Consider the following 13,126-nt stretch of genomic DNA (forward strand, 5'->3'; position numbering starts at 1 on the left):
GGGTCGGCGGCGAGCGGAGCGTTGACACTCCGACACACGTAAACAGAGCGCCGCGAAACCACGGGGCAATGAGTGACGAGGCCGCCCCCGACCCGGTGCCGTCGCCGCCGGAGCCCTCCGAAGCCGCCGGCGAGGGCAGCGTCAGGGTCGTCGGCACCGCCCACGTCTCCGCCGACTCCGTCCGGGAGGTGGAGGAGGTCATCGACGAGGAACGGCCGGACGTCGTCGCCGTCGAACTCGACGAGGGCCGCTACCGGCAGATGAAAGGCGAGACGCCGGACGACCTCGACTCCGGCGACCTGCTGTCGGGCAACACCGTCTTCCAGTTCCTCGCCTACTGGATGCTGTCGTACGTGCAGACGCGGCTCGGCGAGCAGTTCGACATCGAGCCGGGCGCGGAGATGCTGGCCGCCGTCGAGACCGCCGAGGACCTCGCCATCGACGTGGCGCTCGTGGACCGAGACATCCAGACGACGATTCGGCGGTTCTGGACGCGGCTCTCCGTGCTGGAGAAGTTCCGCATCGTCGGCGCGCTCGCGTTCGGCGTCACCGACCCGCGGGTCGCCGGCGTCGTGTTCGGCGTCGTCGTCGGCGTGCTGCTCGGCCCCGCTATCGGGCTGTTCGGCGGCAGCGTCGGCCTCACCGGCGCCGTGCTCACCACCGTCGGCGCCGCCGTCGTCGTCGGCGGCGTCGCCGGCTACGTCGCCGCGGAGGTCGGCCGCATCTTCGCCGACGGCACCACGGGGCTCGTCGCCGGCGTCGTCGTCGGCGTGACCGCGCTCGCCGGCGTCGTCGTCACCGGCGCGTTCGTCGACTCGCTCGCCGGGCTGCTCTCCGGGTTCGCGCTGCAGACCGTCGGGAGCCTCACGCTCGGCGTCGTCGTCGGCGTCGCGGTCGGCGGCGCCGCGGCGGTCGTCCTCGACGCGCTCGGCGTCGGCCTGTCCGCCGACAGCGACGTGGAGGACCTGGAGGGGTTCGACCCGGCGGAACTCACCGACGCCGACGTCGTCACCGCGATGATGGAGGAGTTCCGGCAGTTCTCCCCCGGCGGCGCCGAGGCGCTCATCGACGAGCGCGACGCCTTCATCGCCCACCAGCTCGTCGGGCTCCGCGACTCCGGGTTCCGCGTCGTCGCCGTCGTCGGCGCCGGCCACCGCGAGGGCATCGAACGCTACCTCGAACAGCCCGAGACGCTGCCGCCGATGGAGTCGCTCGTCGGCGACGCCGACGCCGGCGGCCTCCCGTGGGGGAAAATCGCGGCGTACGGCGTCTCCGCCGTGTTCGTGGCGTTCTTCGTGCTGCTCGCGATGGCGGGGCTCCGCAACGGCCTCGTGTTGCAGCTGTTCGCCGCGTGGTTCCTCATCAACGGCGCGTTCGCCGCGGTGCTCGCGAAGCTCGCCGGCGCGCGCTGGACGTCGGCGGGGCTCGGCGGCGCCGTCGCGTGGATGACGTCCATCAATCCGCTGCTCGCCCCCGGCTGGTTCACCGGCTGGGCCGAACTGAAACACATGTCGGTGAACGTCGCCGACATCGGCCGGCTGAACGAACTGCTCTCCGACGAGACGCGGCCGGTCCGCGACATCTTCGACGACATGCTCGACGTCCCGCTGTTCCGGCTCATCATGGTGGTCGCAATGACGAACGTCGGCAGCATCGTCGCGTCGACGCTGTTCGTCCTCTACGTCATCCCGCTGTTCGCCGCGAGCCTCCCGCCGACGGTCTGTCAGGACGTCCCGACGCTGTTCGGGATGCAACTGGCGGGCGGCCAGCCGCCCGGCGAGAACAACCCGGTCCGGTGCCTGATGGTGAAGGGCGCGGCGAACAGCGCCGAAATCATCTGGGGGGCGCTGACGTGAGCGCCACCGTCTCGTTCAGCCGACGCGAACTCCGCGACCTCGTCGCGTCGTGGCTCGCGCTCGGCGTCGCGTTCGCGCTGTTCTTCCTCGGCGGCGGCTCCGCGGCGGCGTCGGCGCTGACGGCCGGCGCAGTCGGCCCGCTGGTGACGGCGCTGCTCGTCAGCCTGTTCACCGCCGGCATCGGCTTCCTGCTGCACGAACTCGGCCACAAGGTCGTCGCGGTCCGGTACGGGCAGCGCGCCGCGTTCCGCGCCGACTACGGCATGCTGTTTCTGGCCATCGCGGCCGCGCTCGCCGGCTTCCTGTTCGCCGCGCCCGGCGCCGTCCACCACCAGGGCCGCATCACGGAGCGCGAACACGGCCTCATCGCGCTCGCCGGCCCCGCCGTGAACCTCGCGCTCGCCGTCTGCTTCCTCGCGGTTCTGGTCGCGGGCGTCGCCGTCGGCGCACCGCTGGCCGCCGGCGTCGGCGGCCTCGGCGTCACCGTGAATCTGTTCCTCGCGGCGTTCAACATGCTGCCGGTCGGCGCGCTCGACGGCGCCACCGTCAAGTCGTGGTCGACGCCGGTCTGGGCGGTCGTGTTCGTCGTCAGCGTCGTGCTCGCGGTCGGCGCCTGGCTCGGCGGACTCGGCTTCGGTCTCCTGTAGCCGGGACGCGGGCCGGCCGGTCGTCACAGCCAGCGCGTCGCGGTCGGCTGGGCGGCCGTGGTCGGTGCGCTTTTCTCCCCCGACGCCGCCCGCTCGGTATGGACGACGACGCCTCAGCCAGCGGTGACGGGACCGACGACGTCGGCGCCGACGCCGACGAACGCGGCGGCGAGGAGGGCTTGACGTACGCCGACGCCGGCGTCGACATCGACGCGAGCGAGGCCGCGACCGCCGCGCTCGTCTCCGCGGTCGGCGAGAGCGAAGGCGACTACGCGGGCCTGCTCGACATCGGCGACCGGTACCTCGCGCTCGCCACCGACGGCGTCGGCACGAAACTGCTCGTCGCGGAGGCGCTCGGCGACTACTCGACGGTCGGCATCGACTGCATGGCGATGAACGTCAACGACCTCGTCGCCGCCGGCGTCGAACCGGTCGCGTTCGTCGACTACCTCGCCGTCGACGAGCCGAACGAGGCGTTCTCCGAGCAGGTCGGCGACGGGCTCCGCCGCGGCGCCGAGGCCGCCGGCGTCGAACTGGTCGGCGGCGAAACCGCCGTGATGCCCGAGGTCGTGAAGGGACTGGACCTCGCGGGCACCGTCGCGGGGCTCGCACCGAAAGACGCCGTGTTCGACGGCGCCGCGGCGCCCGGCGACGCGCTCGTCGGCTGGGCGTCCTCCGGAATCCACTCGAACGGGCTGACGCTCGCCCGCGAAGCCGCGACGCGACGCCACGACTACACCGACCCGTGCCCGTTCGGCGACTACGACACCGTCGGCGCGGCGCTGCTGGAGCCGACGAGCATCTACACGGACCTGCTCGGCCCGATGCGCGACCACGGCGTCCGCGGCGCCGCCCACGTCACCGGCGGCGGCTGGACGAACCTCGAACGGCTCGGCGACCACCGCTACGTCGTCGACGACCCGTGGCCCGCCCAACCCGTCTTCGAGTTCGTGCAGACCGAAGGCGGCGTCTCCGACGCCGAGATGCACCGCACCTTCAACATGGGGACCGGGTTCGTCGCCGCGCTCCCGCCGGCGCAGGCGGACGCCCTCGCGGACGCGACCGACGGCCGCGTCGTCGGCCACGTCGACGACGGCGACGGCGTCGCGATTCGCGGACTGGAACTGTAACGAAAGGGCCGGGTCGACGCCGCTCCGTGCGCCGGACCGCGGCGCCGACTCGTCCGTGATAAAGGTGCGTGGCGGTCGCGGTCGCTGCCACCTGCCGTGCGGACGGTGCGTTTACGTCGTGGTGCGGCGTTGATTCAGCGACATGGACCGACGGGGACTTCCGGGGTTCGATAGCGACGGAGTCGTCGGCGTACTCGGTGCACTCGGAGCGGGACTCGGCGTCCTCCTCAGTGTGGTGCTCGACGGGAATCCGCTGCTCCGGGCGTCCGCTGGCGGCGTTGCCGGCCTGATAGTCGGCCTCCTCGCGGTCGAATCGAGCTGAGCCCGGTCGACACCTCGCCTTCGTCCGAGCCGAACGACGGAACTCCGGTTTCAGGAGAGCTGTGCGGCGAGGTCGGCTTCGGTGATGATGCCGACGGCCTCGCCGGCGTCGGTGACGATGACGGCCTTGTAGTGGTCGAGGAGGTTCCGGATTTCGTCGACGGTGGCCGTCGGGCTGACCGTCGGGAACGACTCCGACATCACCTGGCTCACCGGGAGTTCGCCGGCGTCCTCGCCGGCGTGGATGACGTCGGACTGCGAAATCGAGCCGACCGGGACGCCGTTCTGGATGACGGGGAGCTGGGAGTACGCTTCGGCGTCCATCCGGTCGACGGCGTCGCGGACGGCGTCGTCGGGCGCGACGTGAATGACGTCCTCGTGCATCAGGTCGCGCGCGCGGACGACGTCGCCTTCGGCTTCCTCCAGCGCCTCGACGATGCGGCGGAGCGTCGACAGCCGCGGGTCGACGTCGCCGCCCTCGATGCGGGCGATGAGTGGCTGGGAGACGTCCGCGTCGTCGGCGAGTTCGCTCTGGGTGAGCCCGAGCGACGTCCGGCGTTCGCGGAGGTCCTGTGGCGTCGGGAGCTCCATACTCGCGATAACCCTTGGTTATTAATAAGCGTTCGGGGTCCGCGGTTCAGCGACTCAGACTCGGCTCAGAAGCCTCTGAACACCCGTTTCGGGCCGCTGACCGGGGGAACGGACTTACGACAGAGACGTGACCTCGTCGGGAGTTGCTGGCGCGGGAGGCGTCGCTGTCGTGCTGCAGGAACAGGAGGGTCAGCATCGAAGCGAGTCCGAGCGGGCGGCTGTCCGGCGGCGCTGCCGGCTTACCGTTCCTCCTCGTCCTCCTCGTCCTCTTCGGTCATGACGACCTCGATGACGTCCAGCGGGACGTCGCGGAGCGCGCCGCCGATTTCGCTCTTCGCGATGCGGGTGGCGTGCTCCTCGCTGTCGGCGTTGAAGATCTCGATTTCGAGGACGAGCCCGACCAGCGCGGTCGACGCCGCGATGAACGCCGAGTCGAACGGCTCGCCGCAGGCCGGACACGGCGTCGCACCGACCTCGACTTCCACGTACTCTTTGTCCTCCTCGTTGAGGCGCCGCCCCGCCTCGCTGACCGCGACGCCGATGGCGTCGTCGATGTCTTCGACGTCACGAACCAGCCAGGCCGCTTCCAGCGCGACGAGGTAGTTGCTCATGGGCGATTCGACGAGCCGCGGGGGTTCCAACCTTGTGGTTCGCGTCTCCCACCGTGACGGCGTGGCACGCTGACCGGGCGGCGCGGCCGGCCCGTCCGCGTCAACCCCGGCTGGTCGCCGCGCCGGGAGGAACGGGGACGACATCTGCGGCTTTCTCGTAAGTTACGAGGATTACCCGTGTGTGCGCCGTCGAACCCCCGATTCTCGAAGCGGAGGTTTGCAGCGACGGCCGCCGCGACGCCGAACGCGGGAAACCGCAGTACGTCGGACGAATACCCGGATTCCGACGACCCGGTACAGTTATATACGGCGACGGGTTTCGACGCAGGTACGCAATGACCGCGCTGCACGTCAGACGGGCCGCCCGCCACACCGGGCTGTTCGCGCTCCACCAGCTCACCGTCCTCGCGGGAATCCTGCTGTTCCCGCTCGCGCTGCTCGGCCGCCGCGCAGGGGTCGTCGTCCCGCTCAGCCGCGTCGTCGACCGCATCCACGCCGCATACGCCGCGTACGCGTCCGAGGACGCCGAGACCGACGGATAGCGTCGACGTTCACCGAGTTCCCGAAGGAATGGCTTTATCAGCGGCGCCGCCTAACCGTGTGGTAATGCGACCATCGAGCGACCTCGGCGACGCCGACCCGCTGCGTGGTGACGAGACCGTGTTCGGGCCGGAACTCGGCGAGTTCCCGAACGCCGACCAGCGGGCGCAGGCCATGGAGGACGGAGAGGCGATGAAAACCGGGACGACGACGGTCGGTATCCGCACCGAAGACGGCGTCGTGCTCGCGACCGACATGCGCGCCTCCCTCGGCCGCATGGTGTCCTCGAAGGACGTCCAGAAGGTGGAGCAGGTCCACCCGACCGGCGCGCTCACCATCGCCGGCTCCGTCTCCGCCGCCCAGAACCTGATTCAGACGCTGAAAGCGGAGACGAACCTCTACGAGGCTCGCCGCGGCAAGGACATGAGCATGCAGGCGCTCTCGACGCTCACCGGGAACCTGCTCCGCTCCGGCGCCTTCTACATCGTCCAGCCCATCCTCGGCGGCGTCGACGACGACGGCACGCACGTCTACTCCATCGACGCGGCCGGCGGCATGACCGAAGAGGAGTACACCGTCACCGGTTCCGGCAGCCAGTACGCGCTCGGTGTGCTCGAACAGGAGTACGACGACGACCTCACCGTCGACGACGCGAAAACCGTCGCCGCCCGCGCCATCGAGTCCGCGGTCGAACGCGACCTCGCCTCCGGCAACGGCATCAACGTCGCCGTCGTCACCGAGGAGGGCGTCGAGGTCACGAAACACAAGGACTTCGGCGACCTGCTCGCCGAGTAACGCCGACCGCCGACCGACCCGGCCGGGTTCTCCGTCCGCTTCCGTCTTCGCGACCTGTTTTCACGCCGCCAAGCGACGGCTCCGGCCGCGAGTCAGTTCCGGCCGCCGGGCGTCACCACTCGCCGAAGTGGCCGTCGACCAGCGACTCGGTCTGCCGGCCGATGTACTCGCGCTGCATCCCGGTGACGGCGTCGGCGAAGTCGGCGCCGTCGTCGAGCCGCTCGCGCACCTCGTCGACTTTCCAGCTCGCAGGCGTGACGCCGTTCTCGGCGCGGTACCGCAGCGGTTCGAGGTAGCGTTCGGCTTCCGCCTCCGAACAGCCGGCGTCCTCCAGCCCCGCCTCGGCGTGCGAGAGGACGTCGTCGAATATCTCGTCGCTGTCCCCGGTTTCGGCGCCGTCGGTCGTTATCCAGTCGAGGTCGGCGTCGACGCCGTCCTCGACGGCGCTGTAGAAGTTCTCCTCGGCGACGCCCCAGTCGAGGTCCCACACCGGGTGTCGCCGCCGCGGCAGGCTCTCCATGAGGCCGGCGAACGCCGCGAGGAACGCGACCGAGTCGCGGACGGTCGGCTGGCCGGGGAGCGGCCGGAACTCGATGCGGGCGTTCGCCGCAGACCGGGTCGCGCCGTCGAACACCGGCCGCACCCACCGCCAGTACGTCCCGTGTTTGGTGCGGAGCGTCGCGAACGCGTCGTCGAACCGGTCGCCGCCGTCCACCGGCATCGGGACGACCGTGTCGTCGGCGGCGACGCGGTCGACCGCCTGCTCGACGGTGTCGAGGTCGCGCGGGAACCGGACCTTCTCGCTGCCCGGCTGGTTCAGAACGGACTCGAAGACGGCGACGCGGTTCTCCTGCCAGCCGTCCCGGAGCACGTCCTCGGCGGTCGCATCGGCGGCGTACAGGTCCGGCGGGAAAAACGGGCTGTTGACGCCGAGCGCGAGCAGCGGCGCGGCGACGCGCAGCGCGAAGTTGTGGTACACCGGGATGTCCTCGGCGTTCGGGAGCTGGTAGTGCGGCTGAATCGACGTGATGAGGCTCTCCGGCATCACGGTCTCGGCGGTCAGGTCGACGTGCGGCGCCTCCACGGAGAACCGGTCTGCGGACTCCTCGCCGTTCGCCATCGCGTGGTACCGGACGGCGTCGCTCATGTTCGTCGCGACGCGGACGCCGTCGTCGCTGATGCTGTCGGCGAGGTAGTCGCGCGCGGACTCGCCGACCGGCGGCACCGTCCACATCGCGTCCGACACCAGCCGCATCCCCTCGGCGCTCGTCGTGTCCAGCGCCGCCGCGAGCCGCGCGCGGACCTCGGACACCTGCGCGCGCAGCCCGTCGGGGTTGAGCGGCTGCGGACTCGTCGTCATCTCGGCGTTGTGCAAGCCGAGCTCCTTTTCGAACCCGATGAGTTCGAGGAGGCGACGCGGCACCCGGGTGAGCGCGTACGGCTCCGCGGAGCCGTTGTCGGCGCCGCGCCACCGCCCCTCGGAGACGGCGTAGAACTCGTACTCCAGCCCGACGATGGACTGGTGGTTGTCGAACGTCCCCTCGTGCAGCTCCGACTTCACCGTCTCGGCGTCAGCCTCCGCCCGCTGACGGAACGCCTCCGCGTCGACGTCCAGCACGTCGTCGACGCGGTCCGCCAGGTCGGCGTCACTGTCGGCCATACCCCTCTCTGGCGCGGGCGACTCCTTGAAGCCGTCGGGCGGCAGTCACCGCGCTGACGAGTCCGCGTCTCGCCGCCGCCGGACGTGAAACGTGTCGGCGCACCGCCTCGAATATCGGCCGACTCCCCCGGTGACGGAACGACTAAGTTACCGACTACGGAACCGCCGCCATGAATTCGCTCGGCCTCGTCCAGGGCGGCGCCTGCCCGTTCAGCGGCCGCGGCCGCGCCGAAGACCGCTACGCGACGGAGTTCTTCTCGCTGAAGGCCGACCTCGCGGCGCACGTCTGCGACCAGTGGTTCGTGCTCTCGGAACGCCACGGCGTCGTCGCGCCCGACGAGGAAGTCGACGGCGTCGACCGCGCGTTCACCGACCTGCAGCCCGGCGAGCAGGCGCGCTGGGCGATGGACGTCGTCAGCGACGTGGCGTCTCGCGTCCGGAAACGGGAGTACGAGCGCGTCCACGTTTTCGCCGACCGGCCGATGCGGGAGGCGCTGAAAGAGCGCGGCGGAATGCTGAGCCGCGTCTCGGCGGCCGGCGCGGAAACCACGGAGCCGCTCGCCGGCATCGGCGGCCAGGACCGACAGGAGCAGTGGCTCCGCGAGCAGCTCGACATCCGCCGCGGCGACGACGCCGAGGAGGCGCCGGACCCCGCGGCGGAGTGGAGCGACTGACCGCGCCGAGCCGGAGGGAACTGGGCCAGTCGGGTAGGGCCGGGCTCCGCCGGGCGCGACGCAGACGGCGGCTGGAGTGTCGCGTCCTACCGCGGCAGCGACGTTCCTGGCACCGACGCCAGCCGACACCGACGCCAACGCTGACGCCGCCCTGACCCTGACGCAGACACCGGTGCCGACGCCGACATCGACCCCGACGCCAACGCCGACATCGACGCCGATACAGTCACCGGTGCCGACGCCGAGTCGGCGGACTTATTCGCGGCGACGGACTCCCGTCAGGCATGCAATTCGCCTCGTTCGCCGAGCGTGCCGACGACGTCGAGGCCGAGGACGCCGACCTCGCCACGGTCGAACGGGTCGCGGCGCTGCTCGCCGACGCCGACGAGGACCTCGCCACGGTCGCCCGGTTCCTGCAGGGCCGCGTCTTCCCGGGGTGGGACACCCGGAAACTCGCGGTCGGCCCGGCGCTGTGTTACGAGGCCATCGCCCGCGCCGCCGGCCCGAACGTCACCGCCGCCGACGTCGAAGACCGGCTCGCGGAGCGGGGCGAAATCGGCGCGGTTGCCGCGAGCTACGACTTCGGCGGCCAGACCGGGCTCGCAGCGTTCGGCTCGGGCGACTCGGCGGACGACCTCACCGTCGCCGAGGTGTACGAGACGCTGACCGACGTCGCGGCCGCGGAGGGCGCGGGCAGCGAGGACACCCGCCGCGACGTGCTGTTCGGGCTGTTCAACCGCGCGTCGCCGACGGAGGCGAAGTACCTCGCGCGGCTCTTGCTCGGCGAGATGCGTATCGGCGTCGGCGAAGGGTCGATTCGCGACGCGACCGCCGCGGCGTTCCTCGACGCGGCAGTCGTGACGCCGGCGGACGAGCGGGCAGAGGACGACGACACCGACGAACTGGTCGCGGCGGTCGAGCGGGCGCTGCAGGTGACGAACGACTACGGCCGCGTCGCCGAAATCGCCCGTGACGACGGCGTCGACGGGCTCCGGGCCGTGTCGCTGACGGTCGGCCGCCCGGTCCGCGCGATGCTCGCACAGGCCGGCACGGTGACCGACGCGCTCGACGCGTGGGACGAGGCGGCCGTCGAGACGAAGTACGACGGCGCACGCGTCCAGCTCCACGTCGACGGCGACGACGTCTCCGTGTTCTCGCGCAACATGGAGGACGTCACCGACGCGCTCCCGGAGCTCGTCGAGCACGCCCGCGAGCACGTGTCGGTGCCCGCGATCATCGACGGCGAGGCGGTCGCGGTCGACGACGACGGCGACCCGCTGCCGTTCCAGGAGATTCTGCGGCGGTTCCGCCGGAAACACGACGTCGACCGGATGCGCGAAAAGGTGACGGTCGAACTCCGGGCGTTCGACTGCCTGCACGCCGACGGCACCGACCTGCTCGACGCGCCGCTCGTCGAGCGGCACGACCGGCTCACCGACGTGCTCGACGTCGGCGTCTCCGAACTGCTCGTCTCCGACGACACCGCCGAAATCGAGGGGTTCGAGGCGGACGCGCTCGCCGCCGGCCACGAGGGCATCATGCTGAAAGACCCGGCGTCGACGTACTCGCCGGGGAAGCGCGGCCGGAACTGGCTGAAGCGGAAGCCCGACGTCGAGACGCTCGACCTCGCCGTCACCGGCGCGGAGTGGGGCGAGGGCCGCCGCGCGAACGTCTTCGGGACGTTTCTGCTGTCCGCCCGCGACGCGGACGCCGACGGCGACGACGCCTTCGAGACCATCGGGAAGGTCGCGACCGGCATCACCGACGAGCAGCTCGTCGAGCTCACCGAGCGGCTGGAGCCGCACGTCGTCGCCGAGGACGGCACCGACGTCGACGTCCGGCCGGCGGTGGTGTTCGAGGTCGGCTACGAGGAGATTCAGGCGTCGCCGACGTACAGCTCCGGGTACGCGCTCCGATTCCCGCGGTTCGTCGAGGTGCGCGAGGACAAAGACGCCGCCGAGGCGGACACGATGGAGCGCGTCGAACGGCTCGCCGAACAGCAGTGACGCGGCGCGACCGCGACGCTCGCCACGGCAGGCCGGCGGCCGGCGACTGAACCGAGGCGAGTGGCAAGACACTTCGCCGCGCCCGCGAAACCGTCGGCCATGAACGTCCGCCGCTTCGTCGCCGCCTACCCGGTGCCGGTCGTGCTGACGCTCGCTTTCGCCGTCGCCGTCGTCGCGACAGCCGTGTCGGCCGCGGCGGGGGCGGCCGGGGATGCGCTCCGGTTCGGCGCGCTCGCCGCCGTCCTGTTCGTGTTCGCCGCCGGGTTCTGGCTCGGCCCCGCCGAGGAGCGGTACCTGTAAACCGGGCCGCGACCCAGCACCGCCTATGACGGTGCACCACGACGGGCTCGACGTGACGTGGTACGGCTACGCGACGGCGCGGCTGGAAACCGACGACGGATTCGTCGCGTACGTCGACCCGGGCCGATACGGCGTCCTCACCGGGGAGTGGACGCCGCCGGGCGGCGGCGACCCGACGGAGGCGGCGCATCCGCGCGCCACCGACCACCGACCGATGGACGCCGACTTGGTCTGCGTCACCCACGACCACCACTACGACTCCGACGGCGTGGAGCGCGTCGCGGCCGACGACGCCACCGTCGTCGCCTTCGACGGCATCGACGCCGCCGGAATCGACCGCGACGTCCGGCCGCTGGCGGACCTGCCGTTCGACGTCGTCCGAGTCGGCGACGCGGACCACGTCGCCGTCGGCGACGCCGACGTCTGGACGGTGCCGGCGCACAACGACCCGGACGGGCCGCACGCGGACCGCGACGGTTCCGTGCCGCATCCACCCGGCACCGGCGTCGGCTTCCGGCTGGCGCTCGGCGGCACCTCCGTCTTCTGGCCCGGCGACTCCGACGCGCTCGACGCGTTCGCCGAACTGGACGTGTCGCTGTTCCTCGCGAACATCGCCGGCTCCGTCTGCATGAACGAGCGGGAGGCGGCCGACCTCGCCGAACGGATGCAGCCGGACCTCGTCCTGCCGATTCACTACAACACGCTCGAACTGCTCGAAGCCGACTCAGCGGCGTTCGCCGCGGACGTCGCGAAACGCGGGATTCCGGTCGTCCTCGACGAGTCGACGTAACGCGACGGACCAGCCGGAACGGCGCGGGCAGAGTGGAAAACCGAGGGGGCCCGGCCGACGGAGGCCGGCCGAATCGGTGCGGCGCTGGCCGCTTAGAGGACGCCCATTTCGGTGAGCCGCTCGGGCAGGTAGGTGTCGGTCACGAAGTCGAGGCCCTGCGCGGCGAGCGCCTGCTGCTCCGCCTTCTTGTTGATGTCGAGTTGGAGTTCGATCTGTTCCTCCCAGTAGTCCGTCTTGAACCGCGGGTCCTCCAGTTCGGACTCCAGCGCGTTCACGTCCGAGTCGGACAGCGGGTCGGTCGGCAGTTCGTAGTCCACGATGTCCTGCGGCCGGATGCCGACGAACTGCGCCTCCGGCGTCGCCAGGTACTCAGAGAGGTGCGCGGACTTGATGGAGCCGTACGCGACGGAGCCGAAGATGCGGTACGACCACGGGTCGCCGTCAGTGAACACGACGACCGGCAGGTCGAGTTCGTCGTGCAGCCGCTTCGTGATGCGGCGAGTGGCGCGCGCCGGCTGGCCGCCGAGGTGGACGACCAGCGCGTTGTAGTCCGTGTCGAACCCGTTTTCGACGAGGCGGTCGCGCATCCCGCCGGTCTCCACGCAGAGGACGAACTCGGCGTCGTTCTCCAGGAACTCGATGGTGTCGGGGTTGTTCGGAATCTGGTAGCCGCCCTGCCCGACGTCCTCTTGGCAGTGGATCTCGCGGTCGCCACGCCGGGTCTGCTCGCGGAGCAGCAACGGCCCCATCACCTTCGCACCGGACTCCTCGGGCCGCATGTGGAAGTCCTCGCGGCTGACCTCAGAGACGATTTCGAGGTCCTCGACGAGCTGGTTCGACTCGTCTTGCGTGTTGAACTGCGCCTCCTCGGAGTCCCACGACTCCGAGAGGTAGTACAGTTCACGCAGCGTGGACGAGCGGTCCTCGTCGAGCTGCTGGGCCAGGAACTCGACGGTGTACACCGCCTTCAGCAGCTTCCTGGCGCCGCGGACGGAGTTCGCCGACCGCGACGACGTCCGGTCGCCGTACACCCAGACGCCGGCGTCCTCGTCGAAGACGATGTTGCTCTTCGTCCGGGTCGGCAGCGTCATCTCGGGGATGTCGCCCTGGTCGAACTGCTCGTAGAACTCCTCGGCGAGTTCGATGAGCCGGTCGCGCGCTTCTTCGTCGGTCAGGTTCGTGTTGAGGTCGCTGTCAGTGCTCAT

General features: G+C 70.9%; 14 protein-coding genes. 10 read left to right on the forward strand and 4 right to left on the reverse strand.

Features of this window, described 5'->3' with window-relative positions; genetic code table 11:
- The first annotated feature begins 68 nt into the window (after nucleotides 1-68).
- The 4 genes from ACQUS7_RS07945 (at nucleotide 69) to ACQUS7_RS07960 (ending at nucleotide 3,955) form a co-directional block, all read left to right on the forward strand.
- On the forward strand, nucleotides 69-1,856 hold the full coding sequence (locus ACQUS7_RS07945; protein ID WP_435146172.1) for a TraB/GumN family protein: 1,788 nt from the start codon (nucleotides 69-71) through the stop codon (nucleotides 1,854-1,856).
- Nucleotides 1,853-2,503: a metalloprotease gene (locus ACQUS7_RS07950; RefSeq protein ID WP_435146174.1), complete on the forward strand. Its 651-nt coding sequence runs from the start codon at nucleotides 1,853-1,855 to the stop codon at nucleotides 2,501-2,503. Before ACQUS7_RS07945 ends, ACQUS7_RS07950 begins: the two co-directional genes overlap by 4 nt.
- Nucleotides 2,504-2,601: 98 nt before the next feature.
- Nucleotides 2,602-3,633, forward strand: a complete 1,032-nt coding sequence (gene purM, locus ACQUS7_RS07955; RefSeq protein WP_435146176.1) for a phosphoribosylformylglycinamidine cyclo-ligase — start codon at nucleotides 2,602-2,604, stop codon at nucleotides 3,631-3,633.
- Between the two features lie 142 nt (nucleotides 3,634-3,775).
- Entirely contained in the window at nucleotides 3,776-3,955 is a 180-nt protein-coding gene (locus tag ACQUS7_RS07960) for a hypothetical protein (protein ID WP_435146178.1), read from the forward strand.
- 50 nt (nucleotides 3,956-4,005) lie between these two features.
- On the opposite strand, the gene ACQUS7_RS07965 is transcribed toward ACQUS7_RS07960, so the two are convergent.
- Together ACQUS7_RS07965 and ACQUS7_RS07970 are read right to left on the reverse strand one after the other, a co-directional pair.
- On the reverse strand, nucleotides 4,006-4,545 hold the full coding sequence (locus ACQUS7_RS07965; protein WP_435125819.1) for a CBS domain-containing protein: 540 nt from the start codon (nucleotides 4,543-4,545) through the stop codon (nucleotides 4,006-4,008).
- Between the two features lie 239 nt (nucleotides 4,546-4,784).
- A complete protein-coding gene (locus ACQUS7_RS07970) occupies nucleotides 4,785-5,156 on the reverse strand; it encodes a DUF555 domain-containing protein (protein ID WP_435125821.1) in 372 nt (123 codons plus the stop codon).
- 335 nt (nucleotides 5,157-5,491) lie between these two features.
- On the opposite strand from ACQUS7_RS07970, the gene ACQUS7_RS07975 reads away from it, so the two are divergent.
- Nucleotides 5,492-5,698, forward strand: coding sequence for a hypothetical protein (locus ACQUS7_RS07975; protein WP_435125824.1), 207 nt, complete (start codon nucleotides 5,492-5,494; stop codon nucleotides 5,696-5,698).
- Nucleotides 5,699-5,762: 64 nt separating this feature from the next.
- Nucleotides 5,763-6,491, forward strand: coding sequence for an archaeal proteasome endopeptidase complex subunit beta (gene psmB / locus ACQUS7_RS07980; protein ID WP_435146181.1), 729 nt, complete (start codon nucleotides 5,763-5,765; stop codon nucleotides 6,489-6,491).
- 112 nt (nucleotides 6,492-6,603) lie between these two features.
- Here psmB and ACQUS7_RS07985 read toward each other — a convergent pair whose 3' ends face one another.
- Nucleotides 6,604-8,151 (reverse strand): hypothetical protein, encoded by a 1,548-nt coding sequence (locus tag ACQUS7_RS07985; RefSeq protein WP_435125827.1) that lies wholly within the window; start codon nucleotides 8,149-8,151, stop codon nucleotides 6,604-6,606.
- A gap of 170 nt (nucleotides 8,152-8,321) precedes the next feature.
- Here ACQUS7_RS07985 and ACQUS7_RS07990 point away from each other — a divergent pair, with 170 nt between their 5' ends.
- The 4 genes from ACQUS7_RS07990 to ACQUS7_RS08005 all read left to right on the forward strand — a co-directional run bounded on the left by ACQUS7_RS07990 (nucleotide 8,322) and on the right by ACQUS7_RS08005 (nucleotide 11,921).
- Nucleotides 8,322-8,825: a DUF6884 domain-containing protein gene (locus ACQUS7_RS07990; protein WP_435125830.1), complete on the forward strand. Its 504-nt coding sequence runs from the start codon at nucleotides 8,322-8,324 to the stop codon at nucleotides 8,823-8,825.
- A 284-nt stretch (nucleotides 8,826-9,109) separates the two neighbouring features.
- A complete protein-coding gene (gene ligA, locus ACQUS7_RS07995) occupies nucleotides 9,110-10,831 on the forward strand; it encodes an ATP-dependent DNA ligase LigA (RefSeq protein ID WP_435125833.1) in 1,722 nt (573 codons plus the stop codon).
- A gap of 99 nt (nucleotides 10,832-10,930) precedes the next feature.
- Complete coding sequence (locus tag ACQUS7_RS08000; RefSeq protein WP_435125836.1) at nucleotides 10,931-11,131, forward strand: hypothetical protein; 201 nt, start codon at nucleotides 10,931-10,933, stop codon at nucleotides 11,129-11,131.
- Between the two features lie 25 nt (nucleotides 11,132-11,156).
- Nucleotides 11,157-11,921 carry an MBL fold metallo-hydrolase gene (locus ACQUS7_RS08005; protein ID WP_435125839.1) on the forward strand — a complete coding sequence of 255 codons (765 nt, stop codon included), beginning with the start codon at nucleotides 11,157-11,159 and terminating at the stop codon, nucleotides 11,919-11,921.
- A 92-nt stretch (nucleotides 11,922-12,013) separates the two neighbouring features.
- Here ACQUS7_RS08005 and ACQUS7_RS08010 read toward each other — a convergent pair whose 3' ends face one another.
- On the reverse strand, nucleotides 12,014-13,126 hold the full coding sequence (locus ACQUS7_RS08010) for a DNA topoisomerase IV subunit A (RefSeq protein ID WP_435125840.1): 1,113 nt from the start codon (nucleotides 13,124-13,126) through the stop codon (nucleotides 12,014-12,016).

The sequence above is a fragment of the Halobaculum sp. P14 genome, assembly GCF_051195155.1.
GTDB lineage: Archaea > Halobacteriota > Halobacteria > Halobacteriales > Haloferacaceae > JBNTKA01.